This window comes from Methylobacterium sp. CM6244, from assembly GCF_054817885.1.
Window position 1 is genome coordinate 4,284,699 of record NZ_CM139247.1, and the last position, 15,237, is coordinate 4,299,935.

General features: G+C 69.2%; 11 protein-coding genes. 4 read left to right on the plus strand and 7 right to left on the minus strand.

Going from position 1 to position 15,237, the window contains the following annotated elements; translation table 11 throughout:
* Position 1 precedes the first annotated feature (1 nt).
* Genes ACYQML_RS20115 through bchF form a run of 7 tightly spaced genes read right to left on the minus strand, consistent with a single transcriptional unit; the run spans position 2 to position 10,208 of the window.
* Positions 2–1,447, minus strand: coding sequence for a BCD family MFS transporter (locus ACYQML_RS20115; RefSeq protein WP_461233818.1), 1,446 nt, complete (start codon positions 1,445–1,447; stop codon positions 2–4).
* Positions 1,444–2,184, minus strand: coding sequence for a magnesium protoporphyrin IX methyltransferase (bchM, locus tag ACYQML_RS20120; protein WP_461233819.1), 741 nt, complete (start codon positions 2,182–2,184; stop codon positions 1,444–1,446). Before bchM ends, ACYQML_RS20115 begins: the two co-directional genes overlap by 4 nt.
* An 11-nt stretch (positions 2,185–2,195) precedes the next feature.
* The gene (gene bchL / locus ACYQML_RS20125; protein ID WP_018043258.1) at positions 2,196–3,089 is read right to left on the minus strand and encodes a ferredoxin:protochlorophyllide reductase (ATP-dependent) iron-sulfur ATP-binding protein; all 894 of its coding nucleotides are present in this window, start codon (positions 3,087–3,089) and stop codon (positions 2,196–2,198) included.
* Positions 3,086–6,796, minus strand: a complete 3,711-nt coding sequence (locus tag ACYQML_RS20130; RefSeq protein ID WP_461233820.1) for a magnesium chelatase subunit H — start codon at positions 6,794–6,796, stop codon at positions 3,086–3,088. Before ACYQML_RS20130 ends, bchL begins: the two co-directional genes overlap by 4 nt.
* Positions 6,771–8,417, minus strand: coding sequence for a ferredoxin:protochlorophyllide reductase (ATP-dependent) subunit B (bchB, locus tag ACYQML_RS20135; protein ID WP_461233821.1), 1,647 nt, complete (start codon positions 8,415–8,417; stop codon positions 6,771–6,773). Before bchB ends, ACYQML_RS20130 begins: the two co-directional genes overlap by 26 nt.
* 4 nt (positions 8,418–8,421) lie before the next feature.
* Positions 8,422–9,705, minus strand: coding sequence for a ferredoxin:protochlorophyllide reductase (ATP-dependent) subunit N (locus ACYQML_RS20140; RefSeq protein ID WP_419953738.1), 1,284 nt, complete (start codon positions 9,703–9,705; stop codon positions 8,422–8,424).
* Complete coding sequence (bchF, locus tag ACYQML_RS20145; protein WP_419953739.1) at positions 9,702–10,208, minus strand: 2-vinyl bacteriochlorophyllide hydratase; 507 nt, start codon at positions 10,206–10,208, stop codon at positions 9,702–9,704. Before bchF ends, ACYQML_RS20140 begins: the two co-directional genes overlap by 4 nt.
* A gap of 292 nt (positions 10,209–10,500) precedes the next feature.
* On the opposite strand from bchF, the gene ACYQML_RS20150 reads away from it, so the two are divergent.
* The 4 genes from ACYQML_RS20150 (at position 10,501) to ACYQML_RS20165 (ending at position 15,236) form a co-directional block, all read left to right on the plus strand.
* The gene (locus ACYQML_RS20150) at positions 10,501–11,385 is read left to right on the plus strand and encodes a cobalamin B12-binding domain-containing protein (RefSeq protein WP_244477988.1); all 885 of its coding nucleotides are present in this window, start codon (positions 10,501–10,503) and stop codon (positions 11,383–11,385) included.
* A gap of 35 nt (positions 11,386–11,420) precedes the next feature.
* Positions 11,421–12,866 carry a transcriptional regulator PpsR gene (ppsR, locus tag ACYQML_RS20155; RefSeq protein ID WP_461227682.1) on the plus strand — a complete coding sequence of 482 codons (1,446 nt, stop codon included), beginning with the start codon at positions 11,421–11,423 and terminating at the stop codon, positions 12,864–12,866.
* Between the two features lie 100 nt (positions 12,867–12,966).
* A complete protein-coding gene (gene chlG / locus ACYQML_RS20160; protein WP_461227683.1) occupies positions 12,967–13,893 on the plus strand; it encodes a chlorophyll synthase ChlG in 927 nt (308 codons plus the stop codon).
* Positions 13,893–15,236, plus strand: coding sequence for a BCD family MFS transporter (locus ACYQML_RS20165; protein ID WP_461227684.1), 1,344 nt, complete (start codon positions 13,893–13,895; stop codon positions 15,234–15,236). The genes chlG and ACYQML_RS20165 overlap by 1 nt, the downstream gene beginning before the upstream one ends.
* The last annotated feature ends 1 nt before the right edge of the window (position 15,237 follow it).

The following is a 15,237-nucleotide window of genomic DNA, read 5'->3' on the forward strand; positions in this document are numbered from 1 at the left end:
GTCAGGCTCCTTGACGGGAAACGGGGGTCGGCAGGAGGGTGCGCCCCTGCCTGAGGCGGGTGGTCGGATCACGGACGAGGGGCCCGATGGCCAGCAGCGTCGCGAAGAGCAGGGCGATCTCGATGTGGTAGACGATGAGGTAGCCCACCGACGGGTCGCTCATCGCCTCGCCCAGCGCCCCTGAGGCCGAAAGGCTGGAGCCGACATCGCGCAGGATGCCGCTCGCCGCGATGGCGATTCCGGCCGCACTGGCCTGGACGGCGCCCCAGGCGCCCAGCGCGAGCCCGGTCTCCTCCGGCCCCGCCTTAGCCATGGAGGCGGTGAGGGTTCCGTGCGCGAACAGACCGCCGCCGAGGCCGATGAGCGTGACGCCGGTGGTGAAGAGCTGGGCCGAGGCGAGGGGCGCGGCGAAGATCACCGCCGAGAAGGCGACGATGCCGACGACGCTGCCGGCCGCCGCGACCCGGAACGGATCGCCGCCCCGGCCGAGCCAACGCGCCGCGAGCAATAGGCCGACCCCGCCTCCGGCCGCGAGCATCGCGGTGAGCGCCGTGGTGGCGGCCACCGGCAGATGCAGGATCTGCCCGCCATAGGGTTCGAGCAGGATGTCCTGCATCGAGAAGGCCGCCGTGCCGAGCCCGGTGGCGACGAGACGCCGTCGCGCCAAGCCGCTGCCGGCATAGGCCGACCAGGATTGCAAGAAGCTCGGGCGCGGCAGGTCCGTCGCCGTGCGTCCGGGCTGTCGCGCCTCCTGCTTCCACAGGGCGATGCCGTTGAGGAGGATCGTCACCAGGGCCGCGCCCTGGATCACCTGGATCAGGCGGATCGCGGAGAAGTTCGCGAGCAGCAGCCCGAAGGCGACCGCGCTCACCACCATACCGGCCAGCAGCATCGCGCAAAGCAGGGCCACGACCCTCGGCCGCGCATGGGCGGGGGCGAGATCGGTGGCGAGCGCGAGGCCGACGGTCTGGGTGGTGTGGAGGCCGGCCCCCACCATGACGAAGGCGAGCGCCGCCGCCACATGGCCCGGCCAGGCCGGGCCGGTGGTGTCGCCGGACAGGATCAGCAGCGCGAACGGCATGATGGCGAGACCGCCGAACTGCAGCAGGGTGCCGAACCAGATGTAGGGGACGCGGCGCCATCCGAGGACCGAGCGGTGGGTGTCCGAGCGGAACCCCACCAGGGCCCGCAAGGGGGCGAAGACCAGCGGCAGCGACAGCATCACGGCCACGATCCAGGCCGGGACTTCGAGTTCGACGATCATCACCCGGTTCAGCGTGCCGATGAGGAGCACGGCGGCCATCCCCACCGTCACCTGGAACAGCGCCAGCCGCAGCAACCGTCCCAGCGGCAGTTCCGGCGTCGCCGCGTCGGCGAAGGGCAGGAACGGCATCAGGCCGGGGCCGAGGCGCGTGAGCAGGCGGGCGGTGAGGTCGGCGGGTTTCATGGCACGGTTCCCCCCTCCCCAGCGATGCGGGGAGGGCTTTTCCGCGCCAACTCCACGGCGTTCGACAGGTAGAACCCGCTATTGACCCGCTGTGTCCGCCCCACAGCGAACCCGGCGAGTGCGGCCTCCCCGCCGATCCGGCGGCGCAGGCCGCCTTCGGTGATCGGCACGATGGCGGGCGCCCGGTCGCCGCGCGGGAACAGGCGGCCGGCGGCGTGCATCAGGGTGAGGAGCGCCGTGCGCGGGGCCACCGTGAAGACAAGGGACCCGTCGGTGCGCAGGCCGAGTTCCGCCAGGGCCCGGACGATGTCGCCGGCGCTGTAATGGATGAGCGAATCCATGGCGACCACGTGGTCGAAGCGCCCGAGCCAGGGATCGAGCATGTCGCCGACGCGGAAGTCGATATGGTGGCCGCCGAGCAGCTCGGCGCTGCGCTCGCGGGCGAGGCCCACCAGCGTCGGCGAGACGTCGATGGCGACCACTTCCGCCCCGCGGCGGGCGGCCTCGACGCTGAGGGCTCCCGTCCCGCAGCCGGCATCGAGAATGCGCCGGCCGGTGAGATCCTCGGGCAGCCAGGAGAGCAGGTTCGCCCGCATGGCGTCCCGCCCGGCCCGCACGGTGGCGCGGATCTTCGAGACCGGGGCGTCGGTGGTGAGGCGCGCCCAGGCCTCCACCGCCGTGCGGTCGAAATAGGTGGTCAGTTGCGACCGGCGCGCCGCGTAGCTGGTGCTCGTCATGGCGGCCCCCCTCAATCGAACCCGAGGAACTCGAACAGGTCGCGGTCCTTCATCGGCATCGCCGAGAGCGGCTTGCCGCCGGCCCAGAGATGGGCCGCGAGCCGCATGTACTCGTCCGTCACCGCGATGAGTTCGGGCGTCGGCTCCATCTCGAACAAGGTCGATTTCTTGAGGCGCGAGCGCCGGACCACGTCGAGGTCGGGGAAATGCGCGATGCGCTCGAGGCCGACGGCGGCGTTGAAACGGTCGATCTCGTCGGTCTTGGCCGAGCGGTTGGCGATGACGCCGCCCAGCCGCACGGGATAGTTCTTCGATTTCGAATGGATCGCGGCCACGATCCGGTTCATGGCGAAGATCGAATCGAAGTCGTTGGCGGTGACGATCAGCGCCTGGTCGGCATGCTGGAGCGGAGAGGCGAAGCCGCCGCAGACTACGTCGCCGAGCACGTCGAAGATGACCACGTCGGTGTCTTCGAGGAGATGATGCTCCTTCAGAAGCTTCACCGTCTGCCCGACCACGTAGCCGCCGCAGCCGGTGCCCGCGGGGGGGCCGCCGGCCTCCACGCACATGACGCCGTTATAGCCCTCGGCCACGAAGTCCTCGATCCGCAATTCTTCGGAATGGAACTGCACCGCCTCCAGGGCATCGATCACCGTGGGGGCGAGGCGCTTGGTCAGAGTGAAGGTCGAATCGTGCTTCGGGTCGCAGCCGATCTGCAGCACGCGTTTCCCGAGCTTCGAGAAGGCCACCGACAGGTTCGACGAGGTGGTGGACTTGCCGATGCCGCCCTTGCCGTAGACGGCGAAGACCTTGGCGGTGCCGATCTTCAGCGCCGGATCGAGTTCGACCTGGAGGCTGCCTTCCTCGCGGCGCGAGGCCACGGGATTACGGATGGCGATGTTCATGCGGCGACCCCTGCGGTGATGCCTTCGAGACGGTCTTCGAGCTCCTCCTCGGCACGGTCGAGCGCGTCGCGCGTGGCCGCGTCGGGAGTCCAGAAGCCGCGCTGATGCGCTTCGATCAGCCGATGCGCGACCTTGGCGGACGCGGTCGGGTTGAGGGCGGCGAGGCGTTCGCGCATCGCCGGATCGAGGAGGTAGGTTTCGGTGATGCGCTGGTAGATCCAGGGCGCGACGGCGTTGGAGGTGGCCGACCAGCCCATGGTGTTGGTGAGATGCGCCTCGATCTGGCGCACGCCCTCGTAGCCGTGGCCGAGCATGCCCTCGGTCCATTTCGGGTTGAGCATGCGGGTCCGGGTCTCCAGGGAGACCTGCTCGGAGAGGGAGCGCACGACGCCCTCCCCCCGCGTCTGGTCGCTGATGAAGATCGGCACGGCCTCGCCCTTGGCGCGGGCCACCGCCCGGCCCATCCCGCCGAGGCCATCAAAGTAATGGTCGACCGAGGTCACGCCGACTTCGACGGAATCGAGGTTCTGGTAGGCGAGATCGACCTTGGCCAGCACGCTGCCCATCAGGGCCCGCTGGGCGGTGGGCCGGCCGTTGCGGCCATAGGCGAAGGATTTGCGGCGCGAGAAGGTCTCGCTGATCTCGTCCTCGTCCTCCCAGCGGCCGGATTCGACGAGGTTGTTGACGTTGGCGCCGTAGGTGCCCTCGGCGTTGGAGAACACCCGCAGGGCTGCCGTCTCCATGTCGATCCCGTGCTCGTCCATGTGGGCGAGGGCATGCTTGCGCACGAAGTTCCACTCCGGTGGTTCGTCGGCGGTGGCTGCGAGATAGGAGGCTTCCGCCAGCAGCTTGGTCTGAAGAGGGAGCAGGTCGCGAAAAATGCCCGACAGGGTCACCACCACGTCGATGCGCGGGCGGCCGAGCTCTTCGAGGGGGATCAGCGTCGCGCCGCACAGGCGGCCATAGCCGTCGAAGCGTGGGCTCGCGCCGATCAGGGCCAGGGCCTGCGCGATGGGGCCGCCCTCGCTCTTGAGGTTGTCGGTGCCCCACAGGACGAGGGCGATGCTCTCGGGCAAGGGCGCACCCTCGTCGCGGTAGCGGGCGAGGATGCGGACGACCTGCCGGGTGCCGTCAGCTACCGCGAAGGCCGAGGGCAGGCGGTAGGGGTCGAAGCCGTGGATGTTGCGCCCCGTCGGCAGCACGGACGGGTTGCGCAGGAGGTCGCCACCGGCAACGGGCGGGATGAAGCGGCCATCGAGCGCCCGCATCAAGGCCGGAAGCTCGTGGTCTTGCGCCAGCAGCGTGTCGGTCTCGCGCAGGGCGATGAAGGCGGCGCGATGGGCGTCGTCGAGGGGCAGGCCGGAGGCCGTCAGGGCCTTGTCGATCGTGTCGCCGGCCACCAGGGCGGCAATGCCGGCGCGGTCGGGCCGGAGCCCGTTCGAGGCTTCGGCCAGGGCGGTCAGCAGGTCGATCCGCTCTTCAGGGGGCGTGCCCTCCCCGACCACATGCATCCCGTGTGGGATCAGGCTGTGTTCGAGTTCGCTGAGCGCGAGGCCGAGGGCCAGGATACTGCCGGACATGTCCCCGGACCAGGCCGGCTCGGCCGATGTCAGGTCGAGGGCTGAGCCCTGCGCCTGGATCAGCTGGCCGAGTTCGCGCCGCTCGGCTTCCGCCTCTGGCTCCAGCCCGCGCCAGCGCTCGACCGAGGCCTTCAGGTCGATGAGCCCGCGATAGAGGCCCGCCTGAGTGAGGCTCGGCGTCAGGTAGCTCACCATGGTGGCGGCCGAGCGGCGCTTGGCGATCATCCCCTCGGACGGGTTGTTGGCGGCGTAGAGGTAGACATTGGGCAGCGGCCCGATCAGGCGCTCGGGCCAGCAGGAAGCCGACAGGCCGGTCTGCTTGCCGGGCATGAATTCGAGCGCCCCGTGCGTGCCGAAATGCAGCACGGCGTCGGCCCGGAAATCCTCGCGCAGGTAACGGTAGAAGGCGGAGAAGGCGTGGGTCGGGGCAAAGCCGCGCTCGAACAGCAGCCGCATCGGGTCGCCCTCGTAGCCGAAGCCCGGCTGCACGCCGACGAAGACGTTGCCGAATTGCGCGCCCAGCACGAAGATCTGCGAGCCGTTGCTGTTCTGGCGCCCCGGCGCCGGACCCCATTGCGCTTCGATCTCGGAGAGGTGGCGCTCGCGCCGGATATGGTCGTCGGCCGGGATGCGGTGATGGACGTTGGCACTGGTGCCGTAGCGGGCTGCGTTGCCGGCGAGCACGGCGTTGCGCAGGTCGTCGACGCTGTCCGGCACGGCGACGTCGTAACCGTCGGCCTTCAGGCCCTTCAGCGTGTTGTGGAGCGAGTGGTAGACCGAAAGGAACGCCGCCGTGCCGATGCTCCCGGCATTGGGCGGAAAGCCGAACAGGACGATGGCGACCTTCCGCGAGGCCTTTTCCGTCCTGCGCAGCGAGACGAGGCGTTCGACGCGCGCTGCCAGCATGTCCGCCCGTTCCGCATGGACGCTCATGTCGCGGGCATTGGCGCCGGGCGACGCGCTGGAGCGACCGCCGAACACCATCGGCGCGGTGGCGCCGTCGAGTTCGGGAATCGCCACCATCATGGTGGCCTCCACGGGGGAGAGGCCGCGATCGGAGGCCTCCCATTGCTCCACGGTCTGGAATTCGAGGGCGTGGGCAGCGAGATACGGCACGTCGAGGCCGCGCAGGGTCTCCTCGGCGGCCGAGGCGTCGTTATAGGCCGGGCCGCCCACCAGGGAGAATCCCGTCAGCGAGACCAGGGCGTCGATGACGGGGCGCCCGTTGCTCCGGAAGAAGGCGTCCACCGCCGGGCGGTTGTCGAGGCCGCTGGCGAAGGCCGGCACGACGGCGAGCCCGCGCGCTTCGAGGGCGGCGATGACGCCATCGTAATGCGCGGTGTTTCCGGCCAGCACGTAGGAGCGCATCACCAGCAGGCCGACCCGGCCCTTCACGGTGCCGGCGGGAGCGGGAACCCGTGTCACGTCCTCGCCGATCCGGCCCTTCATGCGTGGGTGGTAGAGACCGGTCTCGGGATAGCTCATGGGGGCCGGAGCGGCGGCGATCTCGCGCCAGGCCGCGCGCGGCCCGGCGGCGTAGCGGCCGACGAGGAAGCGCACGAGGTTGGCGATGTTCTCGTCCGAGCCCGAGAGCCAGTATTGCAGGGTGAGGAAATAGGCCCTGACATCCTGGGCCGAGCCGGGGATGAAGCGCAGGATCTTGGGCAGGCGGCGGATCATCGCCATCTGGCGGGCGCCGTTGCCCTGGGCGCCGGTCTTGCCGCGCAGCTTCTTCAGGAAATCGAGGGCGCCACGCTTGGTGCCGTCCATGTCGAAGCGGTTGAGGCGCGTCGTCTTCACGATCTCGCTCGCCGACAGGCAGCCGATCATGGCGTCGCAATGCGGGCGGCGGGCGAGCAGCGCCGGATGGATGGCGCGGACATGCTCGTCCATGAACAGCATGGTGGAGACCACGATATCGGCGACCGCGATGTCCTCCTTACAGGACGCGAGCGCTCCCGGATCGGTGTCCCACTCGGCGGCGGCGTGGAAGCCGAGGACGAGCCCCGGCATCTCGTCATGGAGCCGGCGGCGGGCGCGTTCGAGCGCGCTCGCCATGTGATTGTCCATCGTCACGACGACGATGCGGAGGGCCGGACGCTCAGCGCCCGAAATGCGCTTTGGCATCATAGAGCGTCTCGACTGTGATGAGGGGGAGTTCGCGCTCGCGGGCGAACCGTTCGGTATTGGCGCGGGCTTTGCCCCGCACGAAGAACGGGATCTTCCTGAGTTCCTTCTCGGCGTCGGGGGCCCAGGTGCTTTGTGCGGAACTGGAACTCCCTCCCCCCTCTGCGGGGGAGGGTGCCTGCGGAGCAGGCGGGAGAGGGGGCGACCTCTCCGGAACTGGCGCTCCCCTCTCCCGACCCTCGCTGACGCGAGGGCCACCCTCCCCCGCAAAGGGGGGAGGGACAGGCTGGTGAGCGGGTCCGAGATGGGAGGGCGCGGCGTCGGCGTGGAACTCGTTGTCCTCGCGGAACATGCCGAGCAGATGTTCTTCCAGCCCCATCATCAACGGATGGACCCAGGTATCGAACAGGACGTTGGCGCCCTCGAACCCCATCTGCGGCGAATGCCGGGCGGGGAAATCCTGGACGTGGATCGGGGCCGAGATCACCGCGCAGGGAAGGCCCAGACGCTTGGCGATGTGCCGCTCCATCTGAGTGCCCAGCACCAGTTCGGCGGCGCTGGCCTGGATCGCCGCTTCCACGTCGAGGTAATCGTCGGTGACGAGGGCCTCGATGCCGTGGAGCGCCGCCTCCGCCCGGATCTCGCGGGCGAATTCGCGGGTATAGGTGCCGAGGCCGACGATCTTGAAGCCGAGTTCGGTGGACGCGACGCGGGCCGCGGCGAGGGCATGGGTGGCGTCGCCGAAGACGAAGACGCGCTTGCCCGTAAGGTAGGTCGAATCGACGGAGCGCGAGTACCAGGGCAGCCGCGACGGTGCGCCGTCGAGAACCGGGGCCGGATCGATCCCGGCGAGCGCCGCCACCTCCTCGACGAACCGGATGGTGGCCTGGACGCCGATCGGCACGGTCTCGACCATCGGCTGTCCGAAGGTCTTGTGCAGGTGCTGCCCGGCGGCCCGCGCGATCTCGGGATAGAGCACCACGTTGAAATCGGCCTCGCCGAGGCGGCCGAGATCGGCGGGGGTCGCCCCGAGCGGCGCCACCACGTTCACGTCGATCCCGAGCCGGCCGAGCAGGCTCCTGATCTCGACGAGGTCGTCGCGGTGGCGGAAGCCGAGGGCGGTGGGACCGAGAATGTTGCAGAGCGGACGCCGCGTCTCGCGCGGCGCGGTGGGTTTCACCGGGACGGCCAGAGTGCGCACCAGCCGGTAGAAGGTCTCCGAGGCGCCCCAGTTCTCCTTCTTCTGGTAGGAAGGGAGATCGAGCGGGATGACCGGGATCGGCAGGGCGAGGGCCTTGGCGAGACCGCCCGGATCGTCCTGGATCAGTTCGGCGGTGCAGGACGCGCCAACGATCATCGCCTCCGGCCGGAACCGCTCGTAGGCAGCCTCCACCGCATTCTTGAAGATTGCGGCGGTGTCCGCGCCGAGGTCGCGGGCCTGGAAGGTGGTGTAGGTCACCGGCGGGCGCGCATCGCGCCTCTCGATCATGGTGAAGAGCAGGTCGGCATAGGTGTCGCCCTGGGGCGCATGCAGGACGTAGTGCAGTCCCCGCATGGCGGTGGCGACGCGCATGGCGCCGATATGGGGCGGCCCTTCATAGGTCCAGATCGTGAGCTGCATCGCGTCAGACCTCCAGCCGGGTGCGACGGACGAGGGGTCTGGCGAACAGTTCGGCGAGGTCGCCGGCCTGGTCGTAGCCCTGGATCGGGGTGAACAGCAGCTCGATCGACCATTTCGTCGCCAGCCCCTCCGCCTCCAGCGGGTTGGCGAGGCCGAGGCCGCACACCGTCAGGTCCGGCCGGGCCGCCCGGCACCGGTCCATCTGGGCATCGAGGTCCTGGCCCTCGACGATCGTCGTTCCGCGCGGGAGCAGCGCCAGTTCGTCGGCGAGATGGCCGCGATGCAGGTAGGGCGTGCCGATTTCGACGAGTTCGGCGCCGAGTTCCCGTGACAGGAAGCGCGCAAGCGGGATTTCCAGCTGCGAATCGGGGAAGAAGAACACGCGCCGGCGGGCGAGCATGGCCCTGTAGGGCGCCAGCGCCTGTTCTGCGCGGCGCGATCCCGCGGCGGTGGCCGCGGCGAATAGGTCGGGGGCCACGTCGAACGCGTCCGCCGCGGCCTTGAGCCATCCCGTGGTGCCTTCGGCGCCCAGGGGAAACGGGGCGGTGAGCCGTGTTGCGCCCCGCTCCTCCAGCGCCCGTGCCGTGTCGGCGAGGAAGGGCTGGGCCAGCAGCGCCAGAGTGTTCGGGCCCACCGGCGGCATCTCGCCGGCACGGCGCGCGGGCAGGAACCGCACGGGGGCGATGCCGAGTTCTGCGAAAATACGGGCGAACTGGTCTTCGACCACGTCGGCCAGCGCCCCGACCACGAGGAGCGAGGGGGCGGCATCTTTCGCCTCGGCCGGCATGGCGGGGACGAGAGAGGCGAGGCAGGCATCCTCGCCCTGCGTGAAGGTGGTCTCGATGCCGCTGCCCGAATAGCTCAACACCCGGACTTGGGGAGACAACTCGCGGGATAGGCGCTGCGCCGCGCGGCCGAGATCGAGCTTGATCACCTCCGACGGGCATGAGCCGACAAGGAACAGCAGCTTGATCTCGGGGCGGCGCTCAATCAGCCGACCCACCACGCGGTCGAGCTCGTCGTTCATGTCGGCGATGCCGGCGAGGTCGCGCTCATCGATGATGGCGGTGGCGAATCGCGGCTCGGCGAAGATCATTACCCCGGCGGCCGATTGGATGAGATGGGCGCAGGTGCGCGAGCCGACGACGAGGAAGAAGGCGTCCTGGATCTTGCGATGCAGCCAGACGATCCCGGTGAGGCCGCAGAATACCGCCCGCTGGCCGCGCTCCTGCCGGATCTCGACGCCGCAGGCGGGGTCGAAGTTGCCGAGCTTGGCATGGGCATTCATCGCGCGCCCTCCGGTGAGAGGACGAGGCGGGACGGGGCCTGGAGCCGGGCGGCGCGCAGCTTCAGCAGGAATTGCGCGGCGTTGACGGCGTAGGACGCATAGGCGGCGAGCGCCAGGAGCATCAGCCCCGCCGTCGTGAGGGCGCCCGTGACGAGCGCCACGAGATAGGCGCTGTGCAGGGCCAACACGAGCATGCTGACCATGTCTTCCCAGTAGAAGGCCGGGGCGAACAGGTAACGCCCGAAGACGTCCTTCTCCCAGATCGAGCCCGTGACCATGATCGCGTAGAGCAGCAAAGTCTTGGCGACGATGGAGACGTTGGCCATCTGCGCGCCCTCCCCCGTCGCCAGGGTGCGCAGGACGAGGCCGAGGCTGATCAGGAAAGCCAGGAACTGGAGGGGTGCGAGGATGCCCTGGACCAGGGTCCAGCGGGAGGCGTCGCGGCGGGCGCGCTCGGCCGGCGAGTAGAGAGGTCGAGTCGGCTGGCCCCCTCTTGCAGGCATCGGTTCCACCCTGTCCCGGCTTGGCCCCGCATGGTCGGGGCCCGTTGCCGAGGAGGGTATGAACCGGCGGAATAAGTGTCAAGCTGGCTTTACGTCATTTTAAATTTACAGCATTGATGCATAATAATGTGAGTTGCTGGATTGCCAAATGGGTTGTGAAGCGTATCGTTATCGACAAGGCCCGCTTGTCGCACTGCAAGCAGCGTCGGACGCTTTTTAAGTCGAAGACGTCAAGTTCGACAATCAAGATCGAGCTGGATCAAGAAGCCGTCATAAAACATTGGAGGACCCAATGGATGATGTCTGGCGGTTTCGCACGGCTTCCGGGATCGAGCCGGTTGCATTGGACGAGTGCGCCTCGTCGGAATTCGCATTATATCCTGGCGGGGCCAGGCAGGAGCGGAACTCCGCGTGGGACGTCGATCTCGCCAGCGTCATCGAGGCGGAGATCATCCCTCGCCTGATGCTCGCCCACCGGGCGGATTCCCGTGCCAACCGCCCGGGAATCCTGCCGAGCACGGAGCAGATCACGGATTTCGCCACGCTGGTCCTGTCACCGGACGGCGAGGATGTCGAAGACCGGATCGCGCGCCTCGTTGATGACGGGCTCGCCCTCGACAGCCTGCTCCTCGATCTCCTCGCCCCCACGGCCCGCCATCTCGGCCTGTTGTGGGAGGAAGACCTCTGCGACTTCGCCGAGCTCACCATCGCCATGGGCCGGCTCCAGCGCATCATGCACGAGCTCACCGCCCGGTTTCGCGACGAGCCGGCGCCGGACCCGCACGGCCGCAGCGTCTTCCTGATGGCCTGTCCCGGCGAGACGCACAGCTTCGGTCTCTCCCTCGTCGAACGCTTCTTCCGCGACGCCGGATGGGATGTGACCAGTGCGGCCCATTCCGCGCATTCCCAGGCGATCCGCGCCGCCAGCACGGGCTGGTTCGATGTGATCGGCGTATCGCTCGGCTGCGAAACCCTACTCCCAACCCTCACCCGGCTGGTGACCGAGCTTCGTCGCACCTCGCGCAATCCATCGGTCCGTGTCATGGTCGGCGGGCCGATCTTCATGAACCATCCCGAATATTCGGCACTCGTCGGCGCGGACGCGACGGCGGGTGATGCACGCCTTGCCATAACCATCGCCGAGAGCTTGCTTGATCCGCGGGCCAGACCCTGCTGAAAGACCGGCTCGACGTCGTCACATCGTGGTGATCCTTGACCAGTCTGGCACTTCCCGCCGCGGCGGAAACCTTCGCAGCGCTTCGTAAGGCACTCGGTCCCCTGGACGCGGAGTCGGCCGGGCTTCTCGTCGCGGCCGCGACGGATCTCGCTCTGGTGGTCGATGCGGACGGGATCATCCGCGATGCGGCCTTCGGCAACGCGGATTTCGCCGATGAAGGCTGTGAGACCTGGCTCGGCCAGCCCTGGATGGATACCGTCACGGTCGAGAGCCGGCCGAAGATCGCCGCCCTCCTGCGCGATGCCGCCCCGGGCGCCGTCACGCGCTGGCGGCAGGTGAACCATCCCTCCGCCACCGGCATCGACCTGCCAGTCCGCTATTCCGCCCTGCGCCTGGAGAATGGCGGTCCGATCATCGCCATCGGCCGCAATCTCCGCGCCATGGCCGTGCTCCAGCGAAAGCTCGCAGAGACCCAGCAGGCCCTGGAACGCGACTACCTGCGCCTGCGCGGCGCCGAGACCCGCTACCGCCTGCTGTTCCAGCTTGCCGGCGAGCCTGTCCTGGTGGTGGATGCCGCCACCCGCCGGGTCACCGAGGTGAACCCGGCCGCCGCCCGCCTCCTCGGCCGGGCGGAGAAGCGCATCATCGGACAGGACGTGGTCGACCTGTTCGATTCCGCCAGCACCCGCGAACTCGAATCGCTGTTCGCTGGCCTGCGCATCACCGGCCAGGCCGGCGATCTCGTCGCGCAGCTCGGCAACGGTCGCGGCGAGACCCGCGTCGCCGCTTCCCTGTTCCGCCAGGAGAACGCCACGAGCGCGCTCCTGCGCCTCTCCTCCGGTCCCGCCGAGGTGGCCGGACCGAGCCGTGCCGGCACCTCCGCCCTCGACGTGATCCAGAGCCTGCCCGAAGGTTTCGTCGTCACCGATCCGGCCCGCCGTATCCTCGCCGCCAACGCCGCCTTCCTCGATCTCGTGCAACTCGCCACCGAGGAACAGGTGCGCGGCGAACCCCTCGACCGCTGGCTCGGCCGAGAGGAGACCGAGGCCGCCGCCCTGTTCTCCACCCTTGGCCAGCATGGCTCGGTGCGCCATTTCGCGACGAGTCTCCGGGGCGAGTACGGTTCGGTGGAGGAGGTGGAAGTCGCCGCCGTCGCGGTGCCCGGCGCCGGGCAACCCTGCCTCGGCTTCACCATCCGTTCGACGCCGCGCCGCACCGCGACGGCTTTGGGTGGTCGGGAATTGCCACGCTCCGTCGAGCAGATGACCGAACTCGTGGGCCGGGTCTCGATGAAGAACCTCGTGCGCGAATCGACGGACCTGATCGAGCGCCTCTGCATCGAGGCGGCCCTGCGCATTACCCGCGACAACCGGGCCTCGGCCGCCGAGATGCTGGGGCTCAGCCGGCAGGGCCTCTACGCCAAGCTGCGCCGTTATGGCATCGGCGATCTCGATGCGCCGGAGCCTGCCGACGAACAATAGTTCAGGCCTGTCTTCCGGCAGGCCAAATGTCGCACAAGATTGACATTTTATGTGTCAATCTTCCTTGACACTTCCGACGTTCGGCTCCTAGCTTCGGGGCATGGCAACGTCGGCGTCCACCCCTCCCGCCGCTTCCGTCGGCATCCCCGCTCCCGCCACCCTGGTCGAGCTTCTGAAGCCGATCACCTGGTTCGCACCGATGTGGGCCTTCGCTTGCGGCGTGGTCTCGTCGGGTATGGCGGCCGAGGGGCGCTGGCCGCTGATCCTCGCCGGGATCGTGCTCGCCGGCCCCCTGGTGTGCGCGACCTCGCAGGCGGTCAACGATTGGTACGACCGCCATGTGGACGCGATCAACGAGCCGCTGCGCCCGATCCCGTCCGGCCGGATGCCCGGCCGCTGGGGCCTCTACGTCGCGCTGGCCTGGACCGCCCTCTCCCTCGCCGTCGCGGCTTCGCTCGGGGTTTGGATCCTCAGCGCCGCGCTGTTCGGTCTCGTCCTCGCCTGGATCTACAGCGCGCCGCCCCTGAGGCTGAAGCAGAACGGCTGGTGGGGTAACGCGGCAGTGGGGCTCTGCTACGAGGGCCTGCCCTGGTTCACAGGTGCCGCCGTGATGGCCGGCGCCCTGCCCGACCACCGCGTTCTCACGGTGGCCCTCCTCTATTCGGTGGGTGCCCACGGCATCATGACCCTCAACGACTTCAAGTCGGTGGAAGGGGATGCGCGCATGAATCTCCGCTCGCTGCCGGTCCAGCTCGGGACCGACCGGGCCGCGCGCCTCGCCTGCCTCGTCATGGCCCTGCCACAGCTGGCGGTGATCCTCCTCCTCTCGGCCTGGTGGAACTGCGCGGGGCACGCGGCCCTCGTCACGGGGCTGCTCGTGGCGCAACTCGCGCTGATGTCCCGCCTGCTCCGGAGCCCGCGCGAGCGGGCAGCCTGGTACAACGGCACCGGCACCACCCTCTACGTGCTCGGCATGCTGGTGGCGGCTTTCGCCCTCAGGGCCCTCGCGCAGCAGGGAGCCGCGTGATGGCGCCGATTATGGGCTGGCTCGCCATCGTCCGCCTTGGCCTCGTCCAGACCGCTTTGGGTGCCGTGGTCGTTCTCATGACCTCGACCCTCAACCGGGTCATGGTCGTAGAGCTCGCTTTGCCGGCGATGATCCCCGGCGCCCTCGTCACCCTCCACTACGCCGTGCAGGTCCTGCGCCCGCGCTGGGGCTACGGCTCGGATGTGGGCGGGCGGCGCACGCCCTGGATCGTCGGCGGCATGGCCGCGCTCTGCCTCGGCGGATTCGGTGCGGCGGCGGCGACCGCCCTCATGGAAACGCAGCTTTCCACCGGCATCGCCCTCGCCATCCTGTCCTTCCTCTTGGTGGGGATGGGCGCGGGCGCGGCGGGGACCTCTCTCCTCGTTCTCCTGGCGGGCGGCGTCGATGCGCGCCGCAGGGGGGCTGCCGCCACCATCGTCTGGGTGATGATGATCGCCGGCTTCGCCATCACCGCGCCGATCGCCGGACATTTCCTCGATCCGTTCTCCGGTGTCCGGCTGGTGATGGTCTCCGCCACGGTGTCGCTTGCCGCCTTCGCCCTCGCCTGTCTCGCAATCCGTGGAATCGAGCCGCGCCGCGCGGCGGCCGCACCGTCCGATGCCGGCGGGAAGCGGCCGTTCCGCGAGGTCTTGGCCCGGGTCTGGTCGGAGCCGGCCTCGCGCCGCTTCACCATTTTCATCTTCGTGGCGATGCTCGCCTACAGCGCGCAGGAGCTCATCCTCGAACCCTTCGCCGGCCTCGTCTTCGCGATGACGCCGGGGGCCACCACCAAGCTGTCCGGTCTCCAGCATGGCGGCGTGCTCGCCGGCATGCTCACCGTCGCCGGCCTCACCATGGGAATCGGCGGTCCCTATCTCGGCTCGCTGAAAGTATGGACCGCCACCGGCTGCGCCGGCTCGGCGCTGGCTCTGGCCGGAATCGCCGTCGGTGGCCTCGTCGGCCCGGATTTCCCCCTGCGCGCCGCCGTCTTCGCTCTTGGCCTGTTCAACGGGATGTTCGCCGTGGCCGCCATCGGCTCGATGATGGGTCTGGCGGGTGCCGGTGGCGAGGCCGAGCGCGGCACCCGAATGGGCGTCTGGGGCGCGGCCCAGGGCGTCGCCTTCGGGGCCGGAGGCTTCCTCGGGACCATGGCGGTGGATCTCGCCCGCCTCGTCAGCCCCGAAGCGGTCCTTGCCTATGCTGCCGTCTTCCTGGCCGAGGCCGCCCTGTTTCTGGTCGGCGCCGCCCTGGCCATGCGGATCGAGCATGCCGCTGCGACGCAATTGCGCCGCCCTGCCCGCCTCGCCGAGCCCGTGCTGCAGCCCCGATTGTCGTTGAGGTGAG